This is a genomic window from Streptomyces sp. NRRL S-495, assembly GCF_000966955.1.
GTDB classification, from domain to species: Bacteria; Actinomycetota; Actinomycetes; order Streptomycetales; family Streptomycetaceae; genus Kitasatospora; species Kitasatospora purpeofusca.
Window position 1 is genome coordinate 1 of record NZ_JZWY01001400.1, and the last position, 229, is coordinate 229.

1 pseudogene is annotated in these 229 nt (G+C 82.1%); it reads right to left on the minus strand.

What is annotated here, in order from left to right:
- Nucleotides 1-229, minus strand: a pseudogene (locus VR45_RS41860) (hypothetical protein); the annotation flags it as partial.

Below are 229 nucleotides of genomic sequence, written 5' to 3' on the forward strand. Positions count from 1 at the left end.
GGCCAGGCCGCATCGCCGACCACCGAGACGACCGCCGAACCGACCCCGTCGGCACCCGCGCCGGAGACTCCGTCCGTCCCCGCAGCCGCCCCTGCGCCGACCGACGCCGCCCCGGAGCCGACGGCCTCCTCGATCGCCCCGTCCACCGTCCCCTCCACCGCCCCGACGGCCGAGCGCCCGGCCACCCGGCCCGCGACACCGGCCTCGCCGCGCCCGGCCGCACCGGCGA